This window comes from Halovalidus salilacus, from assembly GCF_031852275.1.
GTDB classification, from domain to species: domain Archaea; phylum Halobacteriota; class Halobacteria; order Halobacteriales; family Natrialbaceae; genus Halovalidus; species Halovalidus salilacus.
In genome coordinates this window covers 1429281-1452114 of record NZ_CP134700.1, presented here as the reverse complement: position 1 = coordinate 1452114, position 22834 = coordinate 1429281, and the positions used below count along the sequence as shown (strand labels likewise).

Annotated in this window: 23 protein-coding genes; 8 read left to right on the top strand and 15 right to left on the bottom strand. The window is 67.7% G+C overall.

All coding sequences use genetic code 11. The features are described 5' to 3' along the window. The first annotated feature begins 57 nt into the window (after window positions 1-57). The 5 genes from RJT68_RS07220 (at window position 58) to RJT68_RS07200 (ending at window position 3602) form a co-directional block, all read left to right on the top strand. On the top strand, window positions 58-438 hold the full coding sequence (locus tag RJT68_RS07220) for a hypothetical protein (RefSeq protein WP_407039691.1): 381 nt from the start codon (window positions 58-60) through the stop codon (window positions 436-438). A gap of 92 nt (window positions 439-530) precedes the next feature. Further along, entirely contained in the window at window positions 531-857 is a 327-nt protein-coding gene (locus RJT68_RS07215) for a DUF5783 family protein (protein ID WP_407039690.1), read from the top strand. Window positions 858-963: 106 nt separating this feature from the next. Further along, window positions 964-1986 (top strand): amidohydrolase family protein, encoded by a 1023-nt coding sequence (locus RJT68_RS07210; protein ID WP_407039689.1) that lies wholly within the window; start codon window positions 964-966, stop codon window positions 1984-1986. A 155-nt stretch (window positions 1987-2141) separates the two neighbouring features. Beyond that, entirely contained in the window at window positions 2142-2675 is a 534-nt protein-coding gene (locus RJT68_RS07205; RefSeq protein WP_407039688.1) for a CNNM domain-containing protein, read from the top strand. Window positions 2676-3125: 450 nt separating this feature from the next. Beyond that, a complete protein-coding gene (locus tag RJT68_RS07200; protein ID WP_407039687.1) occupies window positions 3126-3602 on the top strand; it encodes a universal stress protein in 477 nt (158 codons plus the stop codon). 214 nt (window positions 3603-3816) lie between these two features. Here RJT68_RS07200 and RJT68_RS07195 read toward each other — a convergent pair whose 3' ends face one another. From RJT68_RS07195 to RJT68_RS07165, 7 genes are all read right to left on the bottom strand, one after another. Next, window positions 3817-4776, bottom strand: coding sequence for a biotin--[acetyl-CoA-carboxylase] ligase (locus RJT68_RS07195; RefSeq protein WP_407039686.1), 960 nt, complete (start codon window positions 4774-4776; stop codon window positions 3817-3819). A 46-nt stretch (window positions 4777-4822) separates the two neighbouring features. Beyond that, a complete protein-coding gene (locus RJT68_RS07190; protein ID WP_407039685.1) occupies window positions 4823-6010 on the bottom strand; it encodes an acyl-CoA dehydrogenase family protein in 1188 nt (395 codons plus the stop codon). Window positions 6011-6123: 113 nt separating this feature from the next. Further along, window positions 6124-6831, bottom strand: a complete 708-nt coding sequence (locus RJT68_RS07185; protein WP_407039684.1) for a DUF2270 domain-containing protein — start codon at window positions 6829-6831, stop codon at window positions 6124-6126. 81 nt (window positions 6832-6912) lie between these two features. Beyond that, complete coding sequence (locus RJT68_RS07180; RefSeq protein WP_407039683.1) at window positions 6913-7893, bottom strand: tyrosine--tRNA ligase; 981 nt, start codon at window positions 7891-7893, stop codon at window positions 6913-6915. 149 nt (window positions 7894-8042) lie between these two features. Then, window positions 8043-8825, bottom strand: coding sequence for a 4-phosphopantoate--beta-alanine ligase (locus RJT68_RS07175; protein WP_407039682.1), 783 nt, complete (start codon window positions 8823-8825; stop codon window positions 8043-8045). 83 nt (window positions 8826-8908) lie between these two features. Beyond that, entirely contained in the window at window positions 8909-11818 is a 2910-nt protein-coding gene (locus RJT68_RS07170) for a DUF1508 domain-containing protein (protein WP_407039681.1), read from the bottom strand. A 214-nt stretch (window positions 11819-12032) separates the two neighbouring features. Continuing rightward, window positions 12033-12869, bottom strand: a complete 837-nt coding sequence (locus RJT68_RS07165; protein WP_407039680.1) for a pantoate kinase — start codon at window positions 12867-12869, stop codon at window positions 12033-12035. Window positions 12870-13076: 207 nt separating this feature from the next. On the opposite strand from RJT68_RS07165, the gene RJT68_RS07160 reads away from it, so the two are divergent. Next, a complete protein-coding gene (locus tag RJT68_RS07160; RefSeq protein WP_407039679.1) occupies window positions 13077-13961 on the top strand; it encodes a lipase family alpha/beta hydrolase in 885 nt (294 codons plus the stop codon). Between the two features lie 352 nt (window positions 13962-14313). On the opposite strand, the gene aspS is transcribed toward RJT68_RS07160, so the two are convergent. Beyond that, window positions 14314-15618: an aspartate--tRNA(Asn) ligase gene (gene aspS / locus RJT68_RS07155; protein WP_407039678.1), complete on the bottom strand. Its 1305-nt coding sequence runs from the start codon at window positions 15616-15618 to the stop codon at window positions 14314-14316. Window positions 15619-15946: 328 nt separating this feature from the next. Between aspS and RJT68_RS07150 the strand changes: the two genes are divergently transcribed. Continuing rightward, window positions 15947-16729 (top strand): SIR2 family NAD-dependent protein deacylase, encoded by a 783-nt coding sequence (locus RJT68_RS07150; RefSeq protein WP_407039677.1) that lies wholly within the window; start codon window positions 15947-15949, stop codon window positions 16727-16729. 60 nt (window positions 16730-16789) lie between these two features. On the opposite strand, the gene RJT68_RS07145 is transcribed toward RJT68_RS07150, so the two are convergent. The 5 genes from RJT68_RS07145 to RJT68_RS07125 form a co-directional block, all read right to left on the bottom strand. Beyond that, window positions 16790-17431, bottom strand: coding sequence for a helix-turn-helix domain-containing protein (locus RJT68_RS07145; RefSeq protein ID WP_407039676.1), 642 nt, complete (start codon window positions 17429-17431; stop codon window positions 16790-16792). Between the two features lie 236 nt (window positions 17432-17667). After that, window positions 17668-18369: a phosphoglycerol geranylgeranyltransferase gene (locus RJT68_RS07140; protein ID WP_407039675.1), complete on the bottom strand. Its 702-nt coding sequence runs from the start codon at window positions 18367-18369 to the stop codon at window positions 17668-17670. Between the two features lie 142 nt (window positions 18370-18511). After that, window positions 18512-19108 carry an HdeD family acid-resistance protein gene (locus RJT68_RS07135; RefSeq protein ID WP_407039674.1) on the bottom strand — a complete coding sequence of 199 codons (597 nt, stop codon included), beginning with the start codon at window positions 19106-19108 and terminating at the stop codon, window positions 18512-18514. 489 nt (window positions 19109-19597) lie between these two features. Beyond that, window positions 19598-20035, bottom strand: a complete 438-nt coding sequence (locus tag RJT68_RS07130; RefSeq protein ID WP_407039673.1) for a transcription elongation factor Spt5 — start codon at window positions 20033-20035, stop codon at window positions 19598-19600. After that, on the bottom strand, window positions 20035-20208 hold the full coding sequence (locus tag RJT68_RS07125; RefSeq protein WP_407039672.1) for a protein translocase SEC61 complex subunit gamma: 174 nt from the start codon (window positions 20206-20208) through the stop codon (window positions 20035-20037). Before RJT68_RS07125 ends, RJT68_RS07130 begins: the two co-directional genes overlap by 1 nt. A gap of 151 nt (window positions 20209-20359) precedes the next feature. On the opposite strand from RJT68_RS07125, the gene RJT68_RS07120 reads away from it, so the two are divergent. After that, window positions 20360-20593, top strand: coding sequence for a hypothetical protein (locus tag RJT68_RS07120; RefSeq protein ID WP_407039671.1), 234 nt, complete (start codon window positions 20360-20362; stop codon window positions 20591-20593). A gap of 58 nt (window positions 20594-20651) precedes the next feature. Here the strand turns inward: RJT68_RS07120 and RJT68_RS07115 are convergent, their stop codons facing one another. Both RJT68_RS07115 and RJT68_RS07110 read right to left on the bottom strand, forming a co-directional pair. Then, on the bottom strand, window positions 20652-21617 hold the full coding sequence (locus RJT68_RS07115; protein WP_407039670.1) for a TIGR03557 family F420-dependent LLM class oxidoreductase: 966 nt from the start codon (window positions 21615-21617) through the stop codon (window positions 20652-20654). Continuing rightward, window positions 21614-22795 carry a S1C family serine protease gene (locus tag RJT68_RS07110; protein ID WP_407039669.1) on the bottom strand — a complete coding sequence of 394 codons (1182 nt, stop codon included), beginning with the start codon at window positions 22793-22795 and terminating at the stop codon, window positions 21614-21616. The genes RJT68_RS07115 and RJT68_RS07110 overlap by 4 nt, the downstream gene beginning before the upstream one ends. Between the last annotated feature and the right edge of the window lie 39 nt (window positions 22796-22834).

The following is a 22834-nucleotide window of genomic DNA, read 5'->3' as shown; positions in this document are numbered from 1 at the left end:
TTCGAAGCCGGGGACAACGCGTAAGGGGCGTCACGTCGACACATCCGACGAGTCACCGTGGCGACGCCGACCGCCGAACGCGGAACCCTGACGTACACCGTCGCGGTCGCGCTCGGGAGCGGGCTCGTCGTCCTGGGCGTCGACGGATTCGTCGCGTCGGTGCTTTCGAACAGCGCGGCCGTCGAAACGGCGATACTCGGACTCGGGCTCGGTATCCTCGGCGTGATCGGCCTCGAGACGGAGCGAAATCGGTTTGCGACCGTCGGAATCGCCGGCGCGGCGGCGCTCGGTATCGCCGCGGGCGCCCGCGACGGCCCGGACGTGATCGCCCTCGTCGTCGGCGGCCGCGCGGACGCCGTCCCGAGCGTCACCGCGGCCGCGCTGGTGGTCGTCGGCTCGATCCTGCTCCTGACGGCGGCGCTCGAGCGGCGAGACTGAGAGCGGTCGCCGAACGCCCGCACCGATACGATCCTCCGATCACCGCCCCCGGTTCCGACGGGTTTTCCCCGTGCCGACGCGACGCCCCGGGTGTGACCGCGTTCGACCCGGAGAAGTTCGACGATACGTACGTCCACTACTTCGACGAGCTCCAGGCGGCCTACTCGAGGGCGTTCCAGCACCTGCACGGCCGGTACGACTCGAGGGTCCTCCGGGCGATCGATCACCACGTCCTGGGGGAGAGCGAGCCGGTCTACCTCGGCGGCGGCGAGTTCCGAATCGAACTCCCCGACGACCCTCGCGAGCGCGTCGAGAACGTCCCCTTCGACGACGAGGAGTTCGAGGCCGTCCTCGAGGCGTTCGTCGATCGGATCGAACTCGAGCTGCGCCGGATCTTCGAGTTCGAGGACGGGGCGTAACGCGGGACGCGGGACGAGACGACCTGAGCGGGGTCGAATCGGACCGCGTCGAGTGCGTCGCCGACGTATCCGCACCGTTGAAGGGCGCGACGGCGAACACTGACGTATGGAATACGAGGGAACCATCCTCCGGGGCCGGGAGTTCGACCCCGTCGAGGGACGGCTCGTCGTCGACGACGAGGGACGGATCGAAGCCATCGAGGAGGAACCGGTCGAGAGCACCGACATCGTGCTCCCGACGTTCGTCAACGCGCACACGCACGTGGGGGATTCGATCGCGAAGGAGGCGGGCGAGGGGTTGACGCTCGAGGAACTCGTCGCGCCGCCGGACGGGCTGAAACACCGGCTGCTGCGGGCGGCCGACCGGGAGGACCTGGTCGCGGGGATGCGCCGGTCGCTCCGGTACATGCAGCGGTGCGGAACGGCGGCCTGCCTCGACTTCCGCGAGAACGACGTCGAGGGCGTCGAGATGCTCCGGGAGGCCGCGAAGGGCCTCGAGATCGACGCGCTGGCGTTCGCCCGGGGCTCCGTCGAGGCGATGGAGGCGGGCGACGGGTTCGGCGCGAGCGGAGCCAACGACGCCGAGTTCGAGGCCGAGCGGCGCGCGACGCGCGAGGCCGGCAAACCGTTCGGCATCCACGCCGGCGAGGTCGACTCGAGCGACATCGATCCGGCGCTCGACCTCGAGCCCGACTTCCTCGTCCACGTGGTTCACCCCGAACCGCACCACCTGGACCGGATCGCCGACTCCGAGGTGCCGATCGCGGTCTGTCCGCGCTCGAACCTCGTCACCGGCGTGGGCTTCCCCCCGATCGAAGCGCACGTCCAGCGGACGACGGTCGCGCTCGGCACCGACAACGTCTTCCTCAACTCCCCCTCGATGTTCCGGGAGATGGCGTTCGTCGCCAAGCTGACCGACCTCCCCTCGGACGAAATCCTCCGAATGGCGACGGTCAACGGCGCGGAACTCGCCGATCTCGAGTACGGGCTGCTCGAGCCGGGTCGCCCCGCACGGCTCACGATCCTCGACGGCGACTCGGACAACCTCACCGGCGTCGAGGATCCCGTGCGCGCGGTCGTTCGCCGCGCGAGCGTCGACGACGTCCGCGAGGTCGTGTTCGCCGGATAGGACGCCGATTCCGAGCGACATCGTCGCCGCCCCCGTCGGTCGCAGAACGACCTCGGGGACGACCGCTCGAAGCTGAACGAATCGCTTCTTCCGGTCTTTCGGTCCGAGAGCGTCGTGGCGATGGATTAATCCACGTTACCACTAACGTGACGTTCATGGACGGATTGACGGTAGCTCTCGGTGGCGCCGGTGCGACGATCGGCCTCCTGCTGTGTAGCGCGTTCTTCTCGAGTTCCGAGACCGCAATTTTCTCCTTGTCACCCGATTGGATCGACCAGCAGGCCACGGCGGGCGATCGCCGCGCGGGGGTACTCAAGGAACTCCGCGACGATCCACACCGCCTGCTGGTTACGCTCCTCGTCGGAAACAACGTTGTCAACGTCGCCATCTCGAGTATCGTGACGGTGCTCATCGCCAGCTACCTTCCGCCGGGTCCCGCAGTCGCCGTGACGACGGTCGTCACGAGCGTGCTCATCCTGATTTTCGGCGAGATCGTGCCGAAAGCGTACGGTCTCGGGAACGCAAAGCGGTGGTCGCTGACGATCGCTGCGCCCGTCCGGTTCGTCGAACGCGCCCTCTCACCCCTCATCACGCTGTTCGACGGAATCACCCGACGAATAAACCTCCTCATCAGCGCCGATCCCGAGATCGAAAAGCCGCTTTCGGAGGCAACCGATCGCGACGGTTGATCCGTTTGCCTCGTCGACATCGACGGCTCCTTCGATCCGTTCGTCGAGAGATTCGGGAGAGCACACCTTCTCTCGGCTGAATACTCGCCGATTCGAGTACTCGTAATTGCTCGAGCGAAGCGGTGGGCGTTCGGAGACGAGCGACCGGTCGGTGGGTCCGACCGTCCGTCGCGTCCCTGCGACGGAGCGAGAAACTCGCTGCCGGTTTTCGTCCGCGCGGTCGCTCCGTTCGCCACCTCGTATCGCCGTAACCGATAGCGTTCGTCGCGCCCTGACAGACGGCGGACGCGGTCCCGTCGACGTGACAGAAACCGACCGGTGCGAGACGCCGAACGAGCGACCGGCCGGATCCCTGGCCGAAGATCGATTCGGACGACGGTAAACGGCCGATCCGTTGATAGCTTCGCGAAGGGTTATTACGCTGGCGATGGTGTGTTAAAACATAGCACGATGTACGACTGCATTCTCGTCCCGACCGACGGATCGCCGGAGGTGGAGCGCGCCCTCGAGTACGCCTTCGACCTCGCGCGAGCGCACGACGCGAGGATCCGCGCGATCTACGTCGTCAACGTCGCCAGTTACGGCGGCCTCCCGATGGAAACCGCGTGGGAGGGGATCAGCGACGCGCTCTACGAGGAGGGGCAGGCGGCCGTCGATCGGGTCGAGGAGTTCGCGCCCGAGGACGTCGAGGTGGAGACGGCCGTCCTCGAGGGGACGCCCAGCCGGGTGATCGTCGAGGAGGCGAGCCCGGAGCGGTGTCAACTCGTCGTGATGGGCACCCACGGACGCGCAGGGATCGACCGACTCCTTCTCGGGAGCGTCACCGAACGGGTCGTTCGAAAGTCATCCGTGCCGGTGCTGACGATTCAGGTCAGCCCCGACGAGGTCGAAAAGCGTCGGGACAAACCGCGGTTGGCGACGAACTGAGGGGCGACCGGGATCGGTGGGGTCCGTCGAGCGGCGAGAACATCTTCATTGGTATCCGTCCGTCGCGAATGACGACGACTACGCGTCGTTCTGAAGCGCCTCAGGGAGAAACGGCCCCACGTCGTCGTGGACGAACTCGACGTAGTCGTTGTTCAGCCGCCTGCAGAACAACCGCAGTCGCCCGTTCGATCGGATCGCCTCGAGGTTCGATCGATCAGACGGGCCGCAAGTGCTCGCAGTCGCCGGCCGAAACCGCGACGCGGCCGTCCGCCCCTTCCTCGTCGGTCGTCTCGATCACGAGCGCGCCGGCGTCGGTCACGTCCACCGCCTCGCCGACGACCGTCCCGGACTGGCGCTCGACGCGCACGCGCTGGCCGATCGTCAGCGCGAGGTCGCGCCACGCGGGGAGCACTGACTCGAGGTCCGTCCGATACCGGTCGAACTCCTCGAGCAGTCGCTGGACGAAGACCCGTCGGTCGACGTCGCCAGCTTCCTCGCGAACGCTCGTTGCGTTCGCCTCCGGGGGGAGGTCGTCGACGTCGACGTTCGCGTTGACGCCGATCCCGACGACGAGCCACTGGACGCGGTCCACCTCGCCTTCCATCTCCGTGAGGATCCCCGCGAGCTTCCGATAGGAGCCGTCGTCGCCCTCGGGGACGACCACGTCGTTGGGCCACTTGATCCGCGCGTCGACGCCGGCCTCCCGCGCCGCTCGAGCGGTCGCGACCGCCGCCGCGAGGGTGTAGAGCGGCGCCTCCGGCGGCGTCAGGTCCGGGCGGGCGACGACGCTCACCCAGACGCCGCCCGAGGGGGCCGACCACTCGCGCTCGAGGCGTCCCCGCCCGCCGGTCTGTTCGTCGGCGAGGACGGCCACGTCCGTCGCACCCGCCGCGGCCAGTTCGCGCGCCCGGTCGTTCGTGCTGCCGATCGAATCGTGGTACTCGACCGAGAAGGGTGCCTCGAGGCCGAACTCCACGGCCGGGCCGTTGTACGCGTCGACGGCGGCGAGTTCGTAGCCGGTCGACCCACTCTCGATCTCGAAGTCGGCGTCGCGTAGCTCCTCGATGTGCTTCCAGACGGCCGCGCGCGAGACGTCGAGGGCGTCGGCGAGGGCGGGCCCCGACACGGGGCCGTCGGCCAGCGCCTCGAGGATCGCGCGTCGCGTCTCGTTCATGCTCGAGTGAGGGGGCGGGAGGACCTTGAATCGGGCGGGTTCGGCGCTACAGCAACTGATCGGCGATGATCCCCTTCTGGATCTCGCTCGTCCCGTCGTAGATCTTCGTGATCCGCGCGTCGCGGTAGAACCGCTCGACGGGGTGGTCGGAGACGTAGCCGGCCCCGCCGTGTACCTGAATCGCCTCGTCGGTGACGTCGACGGCGTTCTCGGAGGCGAACAGCTTCGCCATCGACGCCAGTTTCGTCGCCGTCGCGTCGTCGCCCGACTCGAGGGCGGCCGCCGCCCGATACGCCAGCGACCGACCCGCCTCTACCCCCGTCGCCATCTCGGCGATTTTGTGTCGAACGGCCTGGAACTCCGCGATGGGGCGGTCGAACTGCTCGCGCTCGGTCGCGTAGCTAATCGACTCCTCGAGGGCGGCCTGGGCGACGCCGGTGGCCTGGGCGGCCACGTCGACGCGCGCGGGGGCGAAAAACTGCATCAGTTGGTAGAAGCCGCGGTCGACCTCGCCGACGACGTTCTCCTGGGGCACGCGGAGGTCCTCGAGGACGATCTCGGCGGTGTCCTGGGCCCTGATCCCGAGTTTGTTTTCGATCCGTGTGGCCTCGTAGCCGTCGACGTCCGTGGGGGTTAGGAAGGCGGTGATCCCCCGGTGGCCCTTCCCGGGCGACGTCTTCGCCATGACGATCGCGACGTCGGCGACGGTGCCGTTCGTGATCCACATCTTCTGGCCGTTTATCACCCACTCGTCCCCCTCCTTCTCCGCGGCTGCGCCGCTCCGTTCCGAGGCGCTTCGCGCCTCGCTCTTTTCCGCACGCGTCTCCATCCCCGCCACGTTCGAACCGTGTGCGGGTTCGGAGATCCCCGTCGCGATCGGCGTCTCCCCCGCAGTGATCTTCGGGAGCCACTCCTCGCACATCCACTCGTCGCCGTACTCGAGCAGCATCCCCGTCCCGAAGTCCGCGGCGGCGATCGACCCCCCGACGCCGGGATCGGCCCGCCACAGTTCCTCGGTAACGAGCGCCGTCGAGATTGCGTCCATCCCCGCCCCGCCGTACTCCTCGGGGACGTGTGGGGCGACGAAATCCAGTTCCGCGGCGGCCTCGAGGAGGTCGCCCGGGTACCTGTGTTCGGCCTCGTACGCCGTCGCTACGGGGCGGACCTCCCGCTCGCCGAACTCCCGGACCGCGTCCCGGACGGCCCGTTGCTCCGCGGTCAGATCGAACGACATGCGCTGACAGTCGACGGCGTCCGGCGTCAATCCACCGGACAGCGGTAACTCGATCGGAAGACGCCCCCTCGAGCGGACGGGCGGTGGCACAGACGGAGGGCGGTCGGGGAGCGTCACTCGGGCTTCCACTCGCCGGACTTCTCGCCGTAAATCTCGCCCTTCGCGTCGCGGTTCGTCGGCCACGCCGAGAGGGCGAACAGACAGAGGTAGAAGACCGCGAGGAGGCCCGCGACGACCTGCCCGGGGACGCCGGGGAGTTCGGCGGCCTCCGTCCACTGCGTTTCCGGAGTGAACAGCGTGACCTTGCCGGCCCACGCCACCCCGACCACGCCGAAGAGGAGCCCGTAGATCCTCGTGATGCGGCGGGCGAGCGCCTCCCTCGCCGTCACCTTGAACGTCGGGTAGCGCAGGTCGTCGCTCAACTCGTCGCGCCACCGAGGGTGTTCGGCGCCCCTCGGAGACATGGCGTTCGCGAAAACGTTCTCCTGGAGGAACCTGACCCGCGCGCGGTGGAGGTCGTAGAAGCGGTACCGCCTGACCTCGTACGAGAGGAAGATGGCGAGCGCCGCGAGTCCGATGAGGAGCAGGTACGCGGGCATGTTCCGACTCGAGAAGACGATCGAGAGCAGCGCGACCATGACGGTGATCGCCCAGTTCGTCGTCTGGTCGATCCGATCCTGCGCGCCCGACGCCTGACTCACCTCTCCTCGGTAGTAGTGGGGGAGCAGCGACAGGAAGCCGTCGGCGTCGTTCGCGATGTCCGCGCCGACCTCGTGGTCTTCGCGCTCGAGCGGACTCGATCGGTCCTCGTCGGTGGTCATCCCCTAGATAGGTCGCCGACGGGGATAACCTCGCGCCACCGAGCGACGCGTAAAGCCGTCGATCGGAGCCCGGCGAACGAGTTACGCCCGCAGTTCGCGGAGCTTCTCCCGACCGGGCGCGATCAGTTCGTCGAGGTAGCTCGCGAGCGTCGACTTCGCGTCCGCGGGGTGGAGGTCGCCCGACTCGAGGTCCGCCGCGAGGGCCTCGTACGCTCCGTACGTCACGTCACCGCCGTACTTGTCGGGGCGCTCGACGACGACCTCCGAAAAGCGCGGGAAGACGTGGTACTCGAAGATCTCGAGGACGGGGTTCTCGAGGTCGCCCTCGGGATCGCGGGTGGGCGGGCAGAACGCCGAGTTGACCTTCTCCTCGAGGTCCTCGGCGGAGTCTTCCATCGAGATCGTGACGCCCTCGCTCGAGGACATCTTGCCCTCGCCCGTCGTCAGGTCGGCGACGATGGGGGTGTGGATGCAGGGGCGGGCCTCGTAGCCCAGTTCCGGAAGCGCCTCGCGGGCGAGCATGTGGACCTTGCGCTGGTCCATCCCGCCGACGGCCAGATCGAGATCGAGGTACTCGATGTCGAGCGTCTGCATCAGCGGGTAGACGACGTGGCTCACCTTCGCCGTCTCGCCGCTCTGGAGTTCGGCCATCGCGCGCTCGGCGCGGTTGAGCGTCGTCTCGAGCTCGAGGGTGTGGAGGTCGAGCGTGTACTCCTCGTCGAGCTGGAACGAAGAGCCATAGACGAACTCGGTCTTCTCCTCCTCGAGGCCGTAGGCGAGGAACTGGGCTTTCATCCGTTCGGCGGTCTCGCGGATCTCCTCGAAGGTACCCTTGCCGTTCAGGTAGGCGTGCACGTCGGCCAGCAAGACGACGACGTCCATCCCCGCGTCCTGGAGGTCGATCAGCTTGTTCGCTGTCAGCAGGTGGCCGACGTGGAGCACGCCGGAGGGCTCGTAGCCGACGTAGGCGCGCTTGCCCGCCGGGTCGTCAGCGACGTCGCGGACCTCCTCGTCGGTGACGGCCTCGTCGACGTTCCGCGTGATCAACTCGTAGGCGTCCATGGTGGTGAGAAACGGGCCGACCGATTTATGGCTTCTTGAATGGCTCGCTCGCGCGTGCGTTTCCGTCACTCGCCGGCGAAAGGGATTCACCGTCGTCGGTGGCGGGCCGCTCCGGGTCGTCGAGACGGGTGAAGACTCGAGTCGCCGGTTCAAGCCAGGTCGCCCGACCGGATCCGCGCCTCGGCCGCCTCGAGGGCCGCCGCCGGATCGAACGCGTCGACGATCTCGCGAAGCGTCGCCTCGTCGGCCTCGGACAATTCCCGAGCGTGGGCCGTCATATTCGGCACCGCGCGGATGATGTTGTCGACGATCGGGACGTCCGCCACGCGAGGCGACCGGGAGAGCGGGTTGAGGTCGATCACGATCTCGGTCTTCCCCATCGCGTCCAGGGCCTCCGCCCGGTCGCCGTCCTCGAGCGGGACGAGGACGACGTCGGCGTCGTAGATGCCGTCGGCGTCGACCTTCGACCGCTCGTGCTCGAGGCCGGGAATCCGCGCGTCGGCGGTGATCCCCTTCACGTCCTCTGCGCCGTGGTCGCGCAGGTGGTCCGCGATGGCCTGGATGCGCTCGGGCGTCCGATTGAAGAGGTTCACCTCGAGGTCGGCGCCGACGACGTCCGCGAGTTCGACCATCTCCTCGGGGACGAGGGCGGCGACGTTGCCGTTGATCGAGAGGACGGGGTGGTCGGCGAGCAACAGGTGGGCCGCCGCGGCGCGTTCGGCCTCGTCCGCGCTCGGGATCGTCTCCTCGCCGAGCAGGTAGTCGAAGGCGCTGCCCCGACCTTCGGCGTGCATCCCCTGCAGGTGGGTGATCCCCATCTCGACGCCGCGTTCGATCCGGTGGCGCGTGATGAGGTCCTGGTATCGGGGGTGGTCCTCGGGAATCTCCTCTTCGTGGTCGACCTCGGCGGGCACGGTCTCGTGATCGCTCACGAATATTCGCTCGCGTCGGTCGATAAAAAGTACCGCGTTCCGTGCTCGAAGTTCGAACGGTCGAGCGGATTACGGGGCCCGGATCACTCCGTGAACGTGATCCAGCCGTCCGGGGCGTTGCGCTTGACCGCGTTCATCGCCTCGCGGGCGTCGGTCCGCGACTCGTAGGTCCGCGTGCTCTCCGACAGCGTCGAGCCGTGCTTGTCGACGAGGTGCCAGACCCACCCGTCCTCGTCCTCGGCGGCGTGCAGTTCGAAGGAGACGCCGTCGATCTCGAGGATGCTCGCGTGGTCGATCAGTTCGCGGACGGGCTCGAGACCGTTTCGAGCGGCGTCGCTCGACGAGTAGGTCTCGGTGCCGTCGGCGACGGTCCGACCGTCCTCGTCGATGAGCCGCCAGGACCAGCGGTCGTCCTCGACGGCGTAGACGTCGAACGAGGCGACGTCGAAGTCGACGCGTCCGGCGATCGGCGCGAGCCGACGGACCTCCTCGACGGTCTCGAGGATCGCCTCCTTCTCGTCGACGGCGGTCGCTGCCGTCGCGAGCACCTCGCGGTCGGCGTCGATGAGCTGCCAGCGCCAGCCGCCCTCGCCGCGCTCGAGGCGGATCGCCGCGTCCTCGATCGTGAAGATCGGCGCGCCGGGCGCGTGGCGCTCGAGGTCCTCGACCGCGTCGATGGCCGTCGCGCGGTCGTCGAAGGTGACGCTCGAGTCGGCGACGATCTCGCGGTCGCGGTCGAGCAGGCGGAAGTGCCACTCGCCGCTCTCGTAGAGCTGAACGGCGACGTCGCCGATCGTGAAGGTCCCGGCCCTGGAGGCGGGGTCGCGCACGTCCTCGATGCCGTCGACGAGTTCGTCGCGGGTGGGGTAGGCCTCGTCGCCCACCGCGACGACGTCGCCGTCGGGCAGGATGAACCGCCAGTGCCAGTCGTCGCCGTCGGGGTAGGTCTGGAAGATCGCCCCGTCCATCGTCCGAATGTCCGAGTCGAGGTGCTCGAGGAGGCGCTCCATCGCCTGCTTGGCGGCCGCGCGTGTCGGGTGGGTCGCAGGATCCTCGGCGACGAGCTTACCGCCCTCGTCGATGAGCCGCCAGCCCCACTCGCCGTCGTCGTTGACGAACAGTTCGAACGCGGCCGTGTCGATCTCGATGACGTCGGCGTCCGGCGCCTGCTTCTTGAGCGTCATCATCGCCTCGGCGGCCTCGTTGCGCGAGGTGTGCTCCTCGCCGCTGTCGGCGAGCACGTTCCCGTCCTCGTCGATGAGCCGCCAGCGCCACTCGCCGGAGTCGGCCTCGTACACCTGGAACGCGGCGTTCTCGAACTCGATGAGGTCGGCTTCGCTGGCCTGCTGGCGGACGCGCTCGATCGCCTCCGCGGCGGCGTCGGGGCCGGCGTGGGGTTCGGTGCTCGCGGCGACGATCTCGCGATCCTCGGTGACCAGTCTCCAGTTCCAGTCCGGTCCGGCCGGTGCGTCGCCGTCTTCGACGGTCGTGCCGCCGTCGGTCGCGGGGTTGGCGTCCTCGACGGTGGCCGGCAGGTCGCCGGTGCTCGCGCCGTGGGACGAGGTGACCTCCTCGGCCGGGTAGATCTCGTACTCGGCGTCCTCGATCTCCACGACGGTCGCTCCGTCGACCTCGTCCGAGAACCGCTCGCTCGTGCGCTCGGCGTCCTCGAGCGTCGAACAGTCCTCCGGGTTGCGCGCCACGACGTGTTCGCTCTCGTCGACGAGCCGCCAGCGCCACTCGTCGCCGGACTCGTACAGTTCGTAGGTGGGCTCGCCCGACACCGTGATCGAGGCGCCCTCGAGTTCGGGGAGCAGCGCCTCGACTGCCTCCTCGGCGTCGCGCCGGGAGTCGTAGACGGTCGCGCTGCGGGCGAGTTCGTCGTCCGCGGCGTCGACGAACCGCCACGTCCAGCCGTCGGCGCTCTCGCGGAGTTCGACGCCGACGTGGTCGACGTCGAGCAGTCGGGCCCGGTCGAAGTGTTCCGCGAACGTCATCGCGGCCTCCTCGGCATCACCCTGGTCGAGGTGGCCGGACGGACTTGTCGCGAGCGCGCGCCGGTCCGCGTCGAGCAGTTCCCAGTGCCACTCGTCGCGCTCCTCGACGTAAGTGAACGCCGCGCCGTCGATCTCGATGACGTCGGCGTCCGGTCCGCGGTCCTTGAGGAAGCTGACCGACTGTTCTGCGCCGTCGCGAGCGTCGAACGAGGACGTGCACTCGGCGACGACGCTGCCGTCGTCGCGGACGAGCGTCCACCGCCACGTCTCGTCCGCGTCCTGGTACAGCCGGAACGCGGAGGTCGTCAGCTCCATCAGCCCGGCGGAACCGATCTTCGACTTGACGCGCTCGATCCCCGCTTTCGCCTCGGGCCGAGTCGCCGCGCTCTCCTGGTGGCCGGCGAGGGCTTCGAGGTGCAGAACGTGCCAGCCCCAGTCGCCCTCGTCGTCACGGAAGACGGCGAACTGCGCGCCCTCGAGGGCGTCGCCGGTGAGAATCGGCGGGTCCTCGGTCTGTCCCTCCTCCTCGACGAACATCCCTTTCCGGCCGGTGACGACGGGAACGAGGGCCGTCACGCCGGCGATGATGGCGATGCCCGCCGAGTAGATGGCGATCACCTCCACCTCGAGTCCGGCCCCCATGTCACGCCAGTTGTACGGGTAGACGATCGCGAACGCGACGACGCCGGCGAGTGCGACGACGAGACCGACGGCGCCCGCCTGGATGGCCCGTTTGCGAACCGGAAGCATGAGTACGAGGCCGAACAGACAGAACGCGAGCCCCGCGGCCGCGGCGACGCCGGAGACGCGGATGTGGAAGTACGAGTCCACCGTCCCCGCGTAGCCGACGATGAACGCGCCGAGTCCCGCGGCGCCGACGAGGTACCCGAAGATGAAGATCCAGTACCCCCAGACGTCGCTCTCGGAGTCCGGTTCGCCGACGTAGTGTTCGTACAGTCGGAACAGCTTCTTGGGAAGTGAAGTCGAAGATGACATTCGCTAACTCGAACGGATAACTGAAACGAACCATTATAAAACTCACCCGGGGTGTAAATATATCTACCAGACGGGCACAACCAACCTGGCAGCCGTTCGTCAATCTATTCGTCTTCTCCACGTAGTATAGCGATCACTAACTATCACCGTTTAGATCAAAAGGGGATTGTACTGTGAACGCGCGTGCGGCCGCGACCGTCGATCACGGGTGTCACTATCCCGAGGACGTCAGCGTCGCGCCGGCGGGATGGATCGCACACGCGGACGCGTCGTGTCCCAGATCCGTCAGCCCCGTTCCGAGCGCGAATACCGTCTCACCGAGCATCGCCATCGACGCCTCACCGCCGGCGTCGGAGACCTCGGTGACGACCTCGAACACCGTCGGCGTCAACAACTCCGCCTCGCGGGCGAACCGACGGGAGGCGTACATAAACGACGGGAGCGTCGGCTCCCCGACTACCCTCGAGAGCGCCTCCTCGCCGGCTCGCGTGAGCCGGTCGGTGTCACCGGAGAGGACGTCGGCCGTCGAGAGCTGTCCGAACGAGACGTACTCGACGCGCGCTCGCTGCGGGATCGCGTCGAGGGAGTTGTACGCCGGCGCCCCCGGTTCGAGGCGGATCGGGACGCCGCCGCGCGCCTGGGCGACCACGTCCCCCAGTCCGGTTCCGGCGCGCACTTCAGCCCCGTGAGCGACGGTCACGAGTTCGTTGTAGGAGAGTCCGCGCGCGAAGACGTGGTTCGCCGCCAGCGCGGTCCCGAGCGCCATGGCCCCGGAGACGCCGAAGCCGGCACCGAGCGGGACGTCCGACGTCGCGTCGACGCGGGCCGAAACGCCGAGGGCGTCGAGAACGGTCCCGACCGGGTCGACCTCGATCGACTCGCCGTCAAGGGTCACCGTCGTTTCCCCGGCCCGCCGGACGGTCACCTCGACGCCGTCGGTGAGCGTCAGACCGGCCCCGCGCGACCCCGCTCTGGTCGGATCGTCGTCGGGGTGGGCGCTGAAGAAGCCCGTGATGTGGCCGGGGACGAACGCCGTCGCCTCGTCAGGCATTACGCGCACCGTTTCGTCCGAACCGGTATAACAGTACAGATTCCGTCGTCCGCAGACGTCACCCCGGGGCGGGCGTATACGTGAGCGAGGCGACCGAGGGGCGCTCGAGTCCGAACAGTTGGATGCGAAATACGGGGCTGTATTTAATACTGTTCACCGTTGAAGTAGAATTCATTACCGGTGGTAGCTCGACGTTCCAATTGCGTCATGCCAACAGACGACAGACGGCGCGAACGGAAGCGAGGCGAGAGCACCAACGCGGCCGATCGACGGTCGATGCTGAAAGCCAGCGGCGTCGCCCTCGCCGGAACCGCGGGGCTGGCAGCCACGACGGGTTCTGCCGCGGCCGTCTCGACCTTCGAGATCGACGTCCTCGAGGTCGGCGACAGCATCTGGGGAACCGGCTCGACGCCGTCGTTCCCCGTCGAGGACGAACTGTTCGTCTTCGTCCACGGCTGGTTCGGCGACACGACCGTCGAGAGCCAGGCGGCCGACGTCGCGACCTCGCTGGAAGACGCCGGGTACGAGGCCGACGCCTACACGGCCATCGAGTGGGACGCGACGACGATCAACTTCCCCGCCGCCGAGAGCGAGACCGAGGACGTGGGGGAGACCGTCGCCGAGATGGCCGAAGCGTTCTACGACGCCGGCGGCGGTAACGTCCGCCTCGTCGGCCACTCCCTCGGCGGTCGGGTGGTCCTCGAGACGGTCAACCACCTCGGCGCCGACTACTCGATCGAGACGGTCGCACCGCTCGGCGCCGCGGCCGACGGCGACACGGTCTGTGGCGGTGGCATCTCCCAGGGCGAGTGGTACGACGGCATCGCGAACAACGCCGACGAGGTGCGCAACTACCACTCCGAGAACGACTCGACGGTCGGATCGGCCTACGGCGGCATCTTCGGCGCGGCCCTCGGCACCGACGGCTCCGGCTGTCCGAACGACACCGCCGACAACTACACCGACGTCGACGTGACCGACAGCGTCGGCGGCCACCTCGAGTACCTCGGCGACTCGGCGGTCGGCGACGACCTCGCGAGCGCGATCCTGGGCGACGACGGTGACGACGACGGCGGCTGGTGGAGCTGGTAACTCCGGGTGGGCGACCCCACTTTTTGCGCTGTACGCTCCCCGAGTACGCCGAACGAACCACGGAAGGTCCGTGCGTCGATCGATCTCGAGCGTCGACTCGAAAGCGCGTTGACGACGGGCGAAACCGTCGACGTTCCACCCGACGAGCGTGTGACGAGCGAAAAACCGTCGGCGGTTGGCTCCGCCTCCTTCGAGGACGCAAACGGTGGCGGCCTCACAAGGTGCGAGTAGGACGAGCCGCGGCTTGCTCCCTCTCAGCGTTCCCCTAGGGACTCAGACGCTGGCGATCTCGCGGAAACACACTCCTCGTGCTACGCGCTCGTGGTTTCCACGCGCTCTCAGAGACTTCGCCCTACGGGCTCAGTCTCTGACGATCTCGCGGGAAGAGCACGGCCTCGCGGATGTTGTCGAGGTCCAGGATCGTCATGACCAGGCGCTCGCCGCCGAGTCCGAAGCCGGCGTGAGGGGGCATGCCGTACTTGAACATCTTGGTGTAATACTCGAACTCGTCGGGGTCGAGGCCCTGCTGTTCGAAGCCCTCGATGAGCTTCTCGTGGCGGTGTTCGCGCTGGCCGCCCGAGACGAGTTCCATCCGCGGGTGCATCAGGTCGAAGCCGGTCGAGAGGTCCGGGTCGTCGTCGTGATCCTTGATGTAGAACGGCTTGATCTCGCTCGGCCAGTCGGTGATGAAGTAGTGGCCGCCGACGTCCTGTCCCAGGGCCTTCTCGCCCTCGGTCGGGAGGTCGTCGCCCCAGACCAGCTGCTCGTCGAGTTCGCCCGTCGCGTTGATCCGCTCGATGGCCTCCTCGTAGGTGATGCGCGGGAAGTCCCCGTCGGGCAGCGCGAACTCCTCCTCGAGACCGAGCGTCTCGAGTTCCTCGGCGCAGTTCTCCTCGACGGCCTCGTAGGCGGCCTTGACGATGCCCTCGACGACGTCCATCGCGTCGGTGTGATCGCAGAACGCCCCCTCGAAGTCGATCGAGGTCGCCTCGTTGAGGTGTCGGGGCGTGTTGTGCTCCTCGGCGCGGAAGATGGGACCGATCTCGAAGACGCGCTCGACGTTGGAGCCCGCGATCAGCTGCTTGAACAGCTGGGGCGACTGGTTCATGAACGCCTCCTCGCCGAAGTAGGTGATCGGGAAGAGCTCGGTGCCGCCCTCCGTACCCGTGGCGACGATCTTCGGCGTGTTGATCTCCGTGCAGTCGAACTCGCGGAACCGCTCGCGGACCGCCCGCAGGATCTCCGCGCGGATCTCGAAGATCGCCTGCACCTCGGACTTGCGGAGGTCGAGGGTCCGGTTATCCAGGCGCGTCGAGAGTTCGGCGTCGACCTTCCCCGACGGATCGAGCGGCAGTTCCGGGTCGGCGGGCGCGACGACCTCGACGTCCTCGGGCGTGATCTCGACGCCCGTCGGCGCGCGGGGCTCTTCCTCAACGGCGCCGGAGACCGTCACGACGCTCTCTCGAGCGACGCCCAGTCCGGTCTCGACGAGGTCCTCGTCCATCTCGTCTTTCTCGAACTTGATCTGGATCTTGCCCGTCTTGTCCCGGAGGATGAGAAAGGCGATGCCGCCGAGGTCTCGTATCTCGTGCACCCAACCGGAGACCGTCACGTGGTCGCCCGGCTCGGCGTCCGCAGTGTAGGTTCTGTCCTGCATACCTCCCGATTCACGCAGGCGGAACTTAAGGGCAACCGTTCGGCCTCGAGCGGACGCGGTCGAGGTCGAGCGGATGGCCGATCGAGTTTCTACGGATCGTCGTCCGAAGCGAAACCTCCCACCCGTCGTTCGACGTCGGCGCGAAACGTCGCCGACGCTCGGCGGACGGCCTCGAGTTCCTCGTCGTCGACGATGTCACCGACGCTCGCAAAGTGTTCGGCTCACTCACGGCGGTTTCGCGTTCGACCGCCTGGGAGCTCGTCGTTCCGTCGATCCGCTTTCACCCTCGAGCGTAAATCGATTGTACAAGCCGAACGAAACCGATCGCATGGACGAGCAGGATCTCGAGGCCCTCGCGGACGAGATTCGACGCGCGGACGCGACCGTCGCGTTCACAGGCGCGGGCATCTCCGCGCCCTCGGGAATCCCGACGTTTCGCGACGACGGCGGCGTCTGGGAGCGATTCGAGGAGGGACAGTTCACCTACGGTCGGTTCCGAAGCGACCCGGTGGGGTTCTGGCGCGACCGACTCGAGCTCCAGCGCGAGCTGTTCGGCGGCGAGTACGAACCCAACGCCGCCCACGAAGCGCTCGCCGACCTCGGACGGTCCGGTCACCTCGCGGCCGTGATCACCCAGAACACCGACGGCCTCCACGAAGAGGCCCACGAGGAAGTCCGCGCGCCCGCCGACGGCGAGACGGCGATCCTCGAGTTGCACGGCAACTCCCAACGGGCGGCCTGCGACGATTGCGGCTTCCGGATCGACGGCGACGAGGCGTTCGAACGGGCCGAAACCGGCGAACTCCCGCCGACCTGCGACTGCGGCGGCGTCTTCAAACCCGACGTCGTCCTCTTCGGCGAGCGACTCCCGCCCGCGGTGCTCCAGCGGTCCCGGCGACTCGCCCGCGAGAGCGACGTCTTCCTCGCGATCGGGTCGTCGCTCGCCGTCGAACCGGCGGCCTCGCTCCCCCGCAACGCCGCCGCGCGAGGGGCGACCCTCGCGGTGATCAACCTCGAGCCGACGCCCCGAGACGACGACGCCGAGTACGTGTTTCGGGAGGACGTCACGGACGTGCTCCCCGCCCTCCGGTCGGCGGTCGAATCCGCGTGACGATGGGACCGATCGGGGGTGGAATCAGCACCACTACCGCTATCCGATCGCCGGCGACGCTCACCGGACGAACTCGTCGATCAGTCGCGTCTGTCCGCGCCGGAGGCGCTCGCTGACGGCCTGATCGGAGATGTCGAGCAACTCGGCGATCTCGGAGAGCGTCGTCTCGCGGGGAACGTCGAAGAATCCCTCCTCGTAGGCGAGCACCAGCGCCTCCCGCTGGGCTTCGGTCAGCACGTCGTCCGCGCCTCGAGAACGGCCGCCGTCCGAGAGCCGGCACAGATCCAACGCGACGCCACGCCGCTCGAGGAACTCGTGGTAGCTCGTGAACGAATCGCGGTCCGGAAACCGCATCTCGAACTCCCAGCGGGCGTCGCTCCCGCGACAGCGGAGGAGTTCGCCCCCGACGGCCATCCACCGGCGATAGGCACCGATCACGTTCGAATCGCTGCGCTGGATCCGGTAGAGGCGTCGCCGACCGCGTCGCTCCAGCAACTCGAATCCGGCGACCGTCGGGTCGTGGCCGAGCGCACGCTCGAGACGGTCGACGTCGGCGCAGGTCACCCAGCAGAAGGCGACCGGCCGGTCCGGATCGAGCGCGTACTGACGCTCGATCTCTACGGCGAGCGACGGCACCGCCTCGAGCGTCGGCCCGAGGACGAGGTCCGACGCCGCCGCCTCGAATTCGGCGAGGATACTCATGCATCCGGGTGGACGGCGGAGACGCAAAACGGTTTAGGCCGTTGATACTTTTTCACAGGTCGCGACGAGTAAGATGCGAATCCGCACCGGTAAGATGCGACGCGAATCGTCGTTAGACCAACGGAAACGTCCCAACGGTCGGAGGACGAGCGCGTGCGCCACCGCCTCGGGAAAGCGATCGATCCGACGGAACTCGGCTCGGACCGGTAACCGCGTCGGCCGTGGAGGGAACCGATTCAGGCGTCGTTCGCGGCCTCGACCGTCTCGCGGACCGCCTCGACGCCCGCGTCGTGGGCGAGGTCGCCAACGACGACGACGTCCGCGTGGCGGGCCATCGCGTACGCGGAGTCGTAGTCGTGGATGCCGCCGCCGTAAAACAGGGTCGACTCCTCGAGGGCGTCGGCCGCCCCCTCGACGATCGCGGGATCGCCGAGCGTGCCGGAGTACTCGACGTAAACGATCTCCTGGCCGAACATCCGTTCCGCCACCTTCGCGTACGCCGCGACGTCGTCCACCCCCAGGTCGCAGTCCGCCTCGGTGTACGTCGCCACGGCCGCGTCGGGGTTCATCACGATGTAGGCTTCCATCGTCGTCCGCTCCCAGTCGAGGTCGCCCTCGAGGCGCAGCCACTCCTTGTGCGCGCCGGTGATCCAGAAGGGAGAGCCGGCGTTGAAGACGGTCGGCACGAGGTAGCCGTCGAGGGCGTCGCTCTCGACGACGACGTCGGGGCTCGAAGGCTCCTGGTAGAGGGGGACGTCGTGTTCGGCGCACGCCTCGATGACGGCGGTCATGTTCTCTTCGGTGATCCCCATCGTCCCTCCGACCTCGATGGCGTCGGTGCCGGTGGCGCAGAGGTCGCCGTACGTGACGCCGTCGGGGAGGTCCTTGTCGGGATCGATCTTGAGAACGTGCTTCCAATCGGCCCAGGGAGCGGTCATACCGCCCCGTTTCCCGACAACCAGCAAAAACGCTACGAAAGCGTCGGTAACCGGAATGATGCGACCTACCGCGCGACGAGCACTCGAGTCGGAACGCGGATAGACGGGCGAGCGCCCGACGAAAACGGGTCGGATCGCCGATTCACGCGCCGCGCGGTTCGCCCGCCGGCGGTGCGACGTCCTCCTCGAGTTCGCGTCCGGAGATGGCGATGAGTGCCATCGAAAGGCCGGTCGCGAACACGCTCACGCCGACCAGCAAGCCGACGGCCCACGCGGCGTCCGCGGGGAACCCGACCCAGAGCATGGCGGCCAACACGAGGGAGATCACGCCGCTGACGCCGACCCAGGCCCTGCCGGGTTGGGACCCCATGCGGACGCTCGCGGCGAGTTCGGCGATCCCGTCGACGAACAGGTACGCGATGGCGATCAGCGTCAGGCTCAGCAGGCCGACGGTCGGGTTCGCGATCAAGACCGCGCCGGCAACGACGGAGACGGCGCCGAGGGCGAGCTGCCAGAACCGACCCGTCCACCCGCGAGCGGAGAACGCGTGGGCGCCGTGGACGATCCCGCCGACGATCAGCAGCGCGCCCAGGGCGATCGACACCGAGAGTCCGGTCGCGAATGGGAAGGTCATCGCGACCAACCCGAGGAGTCCGACGATCGCGCCGGCGATGGCGAGCGTTCGCCACCCGGCGCGAGGGGTGTATTCGACGTCGCGAGGCGATTGAGTGGAGTTCATAGTACTCACTACGAGCACGTCGTGTGAGCACATATACATATTTACTGGTTGATAGGATCTCCCGGGGACGGACCGGTCCGAAACCGGGACGGTGGGGCGGCAAACGACTCACCATAGGCTACTCGAATATCGATCCGTACGCGATTCTGTCGGTTTTTTCGCTCGATCGGACGCACCACGCACCGATCGAACCGCTCGAGCACCGTCTCGAACTCGCGATAGCAAACGTTCGACGTTCCGTCGCGCCCGAATCGGGCGAACCAACTCGCTACCGCTCGTCGGATGCTCGCGCCACGGTGTGCCGCTCGCACTGTCCGACGAACTACCGTTCGTCGGTGTCCAGGACGCGAATCTGGTCGCCTCGCACCGTTACACGGCTAGATTTTACGTCGTCGGGTGGCCTCGCTTCGCCTCGGCCACCACTCCTCGCAAAATTGAGTATAAAACGTCCTCGCCCCTCGCTCCGCTCGGTGCGAGCGAACCGACTCGCTATCGCTCGTCGGAATCGAGGACGCGAATCTGGTCGCCGCGCACCGTCACCGGAATCGGGACCGTCGCCTCGTAGAGTTCGACCGTCACCTGGTCTTTGCCCTCGTCGATGCGCTGGACCTGGGCCTTCTCGCCCTTGAACGGGCCGGCGATGAGTTCGACGATGTCGCCCTCGGCGATCCCCTCGACGTCCGGCTTGGGCGAGAGGAAGTGCTCGACCTCGGAGATGTCGGACTTGCCCGGGACGATGCTTCGCGCGTGCGGAATGTCCTCGAGGACGCGCTCGATCGCTGCGTTCCCGTCGGCTTCGACCATCACGTAGGAGGTCAGCGAGTCCGGCGCGAGCGCCGCGTGGATCTCCGGCTCTTCGCGGTTGATGATCATGTCCGCGACGGTTCGCTCTTGACTCGCCGTGGTCTTGACCGCGTATATCGCCATCAGAGGCCTCCCGTGAGCACCAGCATGATCGCGCCGATGAGGAATCCCATCAGCCCGACGAACAGGATTCCCGCGCCGGCGATCTTCGCAACCTGGAGGAACTCCTCGGTCGTGGGTGTCGTCGCCATCTTCAACACCCTGACGTACGAGGTGAGGTCGTACGGAACGTCCATATCTGTTCGTTCACAGTGCGTCCCCTTTTATCTGTCTTTCGTCACCGCCCCCGCGCCGCTCGTCCCGGGCCGACCGATCGAACGGGCGGCCGACGCGCTTGCACCTGACGGCCAAGTTCCCAACCCCCGCTGCGGCGAACTCCCGGTCGGTATGGCCGAAGACGACACCGATCGACGGGACGAACTCGAGGCGGAACGGGAGGCCGAAATCGACGAGGAACTCGAGCGGGTCGACCGCGATCCGGACGAGGTCGACGACGGCGACGACGACCTCGGCACGCAGAACGCCCCGCGCTCGGAGGACGCCGACGCCGACGAGATCGAGGAGTTCGAACCGGAGGACGTCGAACCCGAAGCGGAGGAAGGGGAACGGGAAGGAGAATAACGCGAACGGCGAATCGGGTTCCGGCGCCGAACCCGACGTCGAAGTCGGCGTCGAGGTTTCAGCCCTCGAGCACGGGCAGCACCGCCTCCTCGTAGAACTCGACGAACCCCTCCTGATTCGGACCGACCTGGTGGACCGCGACGTGGTCGAACCCGGCGTCGACGTACGACCGGATCTCCGCGACGTGTTCGTCGGGATCGGAACCGCAGACCATCGACTCGGCGATATCCTCCTTCGTGACCGACTGGACGGCCTGTTCGAAGTGTGCGGGCGTCGGCAAGACCCACATCAGTTCGCCCGGCAAGCCCTCGATCGGCCAGATCTCGTGGGCCAACTCGACCGCCTCGTCCTCGGCGTAGCAGACGGTGAGTTCGCCGTACCGCGGCTTCCCCTCGCCGCCGGCGGACTCGAACGCGTCGATCAGGTCCTCGCTCGGGCGGACGGCCACCAGTCCGTCGCCCTTTTCGCCCGCGAGGCGCGCCGCTTTCGGGCCGTCTGCCGCCACCGGGATCTCCGGCGGTTCGTCGGGGAGCGTGTACAACCGCGCGTTTTCGACCGTGAAGTGCTCGCCGTGGTGGCTCTTCGCCCCGCCCTCCCAGAGGGTCCAGATCACCTCGATCGCCTCCTCGAGTTTCGCCAGTCGCACCTCGTGTTCGGGCCACCTGGCGCCGACGACGTGCTCGTTCAGCTTCTCACCGGTGCCGACGCCGAGGAAGAATCGGCCCGGGAGCATCGTCGCCGACGTCGCGGCCGCCTGCGCGACGATCGCCGGGTGAACCCTGGTGGTCGGACAGGTGATCGCGGTGCCGAGCGGCAGGTCGTCGGTCGCACGCGCGATCGCGCCGATCACGTTCCAGACCAGCGGACTCTCGCCCTGGGCCGAGGTCCACGGGTGGAAGTGATCGGAGATCATCGCGAAGTCGAACGCGGACTCGTCCGCGAGCGCCGCGTACTCGACCAGGTCGTTCGGGCCGTGTTCCTCGCAGATGAGCTTGTAGCCGACGTCGGCGTCACCCCCGGTCACAGCGGTACCCTCGATCGCGACTCGGTCGGCCGTCGTTCGCTCGGACCGCCACCGAACGGCGTTTCCGGCAGTTGCGGGTCCGGCCGTTCGGCGAGCGTTAACTCGACCGTCCGCTCCTCGCCGTCGCGAACGATCCGAACGTCGATCGTCTCCCCGGGTGACGTCTCGAGGACGAGGTACGACGAAAGCTGATTCTGGTTGTGGATCTCGTGGTCGTCGATGGCGACGATCACGTCGCCGCTTCCGGGTTCCGTTTGCGATGCGGCCTCGAGGACACCATCGGCGGGCGACCCGGAGACAGCCTCGACGACGAGCACGCCGGTCGCCTCCTCGAGGCCGACCTCGTCGGCGAGCTCGGGCCCCACAGGGATCACTCCGACCCCCATGAACGGGTGTTCGTACGCGCCGTCTTCGATGAGCGACGGCACGACCCGGTTCGCAAGCAGTGCGGATATCGCGAAGCCGATCGTCTGCGAGGCGCCGGCGAAGACGACGCCGAGCACCTCGCCCTCGAGGTTCACCAGCGGACCGCCGCTGTTCCCGGGGTTGATCGGCGCGTCGGTCTGGATGGCCGCTGGAATCGCGAACCCGAGCTGACTCGGGAGCGATCGATTCACGCCGCTGACGATCCCCTGGGAGATGGACGCGTCGAGGCCGAGCGGATTCCCGAGGGCGAGAACCTCCTGCCCGATCGCGGGCTGGGACTCCACGAGCGAGAGTCCCTCGGCGACGTCGGGCATATCCTCGACGCGCAGGACCGCGAGGTCGCTGTACGGGTCGGCGCCCACGACCGACGCGGTTCGCCACTCCTCGTTGCTGAACTGGAGTTCGATGCCGCCTTCGGCCGCCGCCTCAACGACGTGATTGTTGGTCACGACGTGCTGATCGTCGACGACGAAGCCGGACCCGAGTCCGCCACCACCACCGCCGCCACCGCCGCCACCGCCGCCACCACCGCCGCCTCCGTACCGGCCACCCGGCGGGGAAACGATCACCAGGACGACGGAATCGATCGTATCGCGGTACACCGCGGTGTACTGACCGTCGACGTCGTCTCCGTCTTCCCCGTCCTCCTGGACCGCCCCGCCCGTGCCGACTCCGAGCGATCCGACGCCGACCGCCGATGCGACACCGAGCGAGCGCAGTAGCCGTCTCCGCGTGAAGACTTGTCGCGTCACGGGGCAATTCCACCTCGAGGAGCGACATAAAACGGATCC